Annotated in this window: 4 protein-coding genes; 1 reads left to right on the forward strand and 3 read right to left on the reverse strand. The window is 52.8% G+C overall.

What is annotated here, in order from left to right:
- Positions 1 to 839: sodium:solute symporter family transporter (locus tag WBV75_RS00860; protein WP_424118775.1), on the reverse strand; the 839-nt coding region annotated here is incomplete at its 3' end.
- 71 nt (positions 840 to 910) lie between these two features.
- On the opposite strand from WBV75_RS00860, the gene WBV75_RS00865 reads away from it, so the two are divergent.
- On the forward strand, positions 911 to 1,669 hold the full coding sequence (locus WBV75_RS00865) for a sulfite exporter TauE/SafE family protein (RefSeq protein ID WP_424118776.1): 759 nt from the start codon (positions 911 to 913) through the stop codon (positions 1,667 to 1,669).
- A gap of 3 nt (positions 1,670 to 1,672) precedes the next feature.
- Here the strand turns inward: WBV75_RS00865 and WBV75_RS00870 are convergent, their stop codons facing one another.
- Complete coding sequence (locus tag WBV75_RS00870; protein WP_424118778.1) at positions 1,673 to 2,086, reverse strand: YeeE/YedE family protein; 414 nt, start codon at positions 2,084 to 2,086, stop codon at positions 1,673 to 1,675.
- Positions 2,086 to 2,435, reverse strand: a 350-nt coding sequence (locus WBV75_RS00875) for a YeeE/YedE family protein (RefSeq protein ID WP_424118777.1), incomplete at its 5' end; no start/stop codon positions are given. The genes WBV75_RS00870 and WBV75_RS00875, both read right to left, overlap by 1 nt.

A 2,435-nucleotide genomic window follows, 5' to 3' on the forward strand; every position in this document is an offset into this window, starting at 1 on the left:
CCAATGGCGTGGTTTTCGTTTTTAGCCGCCAGCATACGCTGGGCGATATACCCCCCACCCCCGGGCTCTGCACCGGGATACCAGGCACTCCACCATTGAACGGCCAGGGGAATGATCAAAATACCAATAAGCGCTTCTGTATCGGAGAAATCCGGCAGGATAGAGAGCTTGCCCGCCACGTTCTGATGTTCGAGTAGGGCGCTCACCCCCCCGACCTCCGGAATATTGACCAGGTACACGGCTGCGCCCACTGCACCGGCTATAGCTACAAAAAAAAGCAGGAAATCCGTATAGACCACCCCCCGAAACCCACCTGCTGCACTAAAAACTACTGTGATAACCCCACCGATCAATACGGTCTGTACGGGGCTGAGCCCCAACATGACCTGCCCGATTTTTATGGCTGCCAGGGTTACTGCAGACATGGCCAGGATGTTAAAAATTACCCCCAGGTATACGGCCCGGAAACCCCTCAGAAAATGTGCGGGTTTACCCCCATAGCGCAGATCGTAGAACTCCATATCGGTGGCTACCCCGGAGCGCCGCCACAATTTTGCATAAACAAAAACCGTCAGTAGCCCGGTGAGCAGAAAAGCCCACCATACCCAATTCCCGGAGACCCCGTTAGTCCGGACGATATCTGTGACCAGATTGGGGGTGTCCGTAGAAAAAGTAGTGGCGACCATGGAAAACCCCAAGAGCCACCAGGGCATACTCCTGCCCGATAAAAAATACTCGGCGGTGCTTTTACCGGATTTACGGGAAACCCCGATTCCAATTCCAAGTACCAGTGTAAAGAACCCTATGATAAGGGCGTAGTCCAGGGTGGTGAGTTGCATCGTTTAGGTTGGCGTTACCGGCTAAAGATATCATATTTTTAAAATACCTTTAGACCTGATTCCTCAACCCTATGTTTCACTCCCTGTTTCAGCCAGAACAGGCTTTGGCCCCCTATGCGATCGCCTTAGCCGGTGCATTTGTGCTGGGACTGGCTAAGGCGGGACTCAAAGGGAGTGGGATTTTCGCAGTGACCCTGATGGCATTGGCCTTTGGTGCCCGACAGTCTACCGGGCAGATCCTGCCCCTGCTGATGTTCGGGGACCTCTTCGCCGTCATATACTATAACAGGCACGCCCGATGGGATCTTTTAAAACGCTTTTTACCCTGGATGGTCCTGGGGATCCTGGCGGGCGCATGGGTGGGCCAGGACTTGCCGGAGCTCGTTTTTAAATGGGCCATGGCCGGGATTATCCTGGGAAGTGTGCTGCTTATGGTCTGGTGGGATTTACGCCGATCCAAGCGCGTCCCCCAACACCCGGCTTTTGCCGGATTTATGGGGTTGACCGCCGGGATTACTACGATGATCGGGAACCTGGCCGGTCCGTTTTCCAACCTCTATTTTCTAGCCATGCGCCTTCCCAAGAATGAATTCATAGGAACCGCTGCCTGGTTGTTTCTATTGACCAACTGGCTGAAACTCCCTTTACACATCTTTGTCTGGGAGACCATAGACCTGCAGGTGATCCGGACAGACCTGTGGTTACTCCCCGGGGTTGTCCTCGGCCTTTTCGCAGGGGTCCGCATCGTACGCCTGATCCGCGAAAGTTTCTACCGGAGACTAATCCTCTTTGTCACCGCTCTGGGTGCTATCCTCCTGCTGTTACGCTAAGGGTCAATGCGGGAGTTTATCCCGGAGAAGGCCATACATCCAGGTGCCGGCAACCGCCCCTGCGATCACGATAAGGATCGGAAGGTAACCAGCCCCGACCAGGGTAAACATAGGCCCCGGGCAGGCGCCGGCAAGGGCCCATCCCAATCCGAAAATAAACCCGCCTATGATATAGCGCGGGACGCTCTTTTCTTTGGGTTGAAATTCAATAGGCTCCCCGTAAAAGGATTTGATCTTAAAGCGCTTAATCACCTGAACGATGAGCACACCGAGCACTACTGCCGTCCCGATGATGCCGTACATATGGAAGGCATCGAACTTAAACATTTCATAAATACGAAACCAACTGGCGGCTTCAGACTTAAACATGGTAATACCAAAAAATATTCCAATAAGAAGGTAAATCAGACTGCGCATCATCCAAAAATTATAGGGTATAAGAAATAAATCATCACCATGCCTCCGGCAAAAAATCCGATAACCGCCAAGAGTGAGGGCCATTGCAGATTACTCAAACCGGAAATGGCGTGTCCTGAGGTACATCCGCCGGCGTACCTGGCACCGAATCCAACCATAAAGCCGCCAAGGGCCAGTAGCAAAATCGTTTTGGGATTGGTCCAGATACCCGCGTCAAAAAGCTCGTCAGGCAAGTACTCCGTCCCGGCGCTCTCAAAGCCCAGGCCCTGCAATTCAGTGACTGTTTTCGGGTTGATGTCAACAGCCACATCATTACTCAAGTGGTGGGATCCGATATAGCCTCCAATTA

Source organism: Robiginitalea sp., assembly GCF_049588695.1.
Classification (GTDB): domain Bacteria; phylum Bacteroidota; class Bacteroidia; order Flavobacteriales; family Flavobacteriaceae; genus Robiginitalea.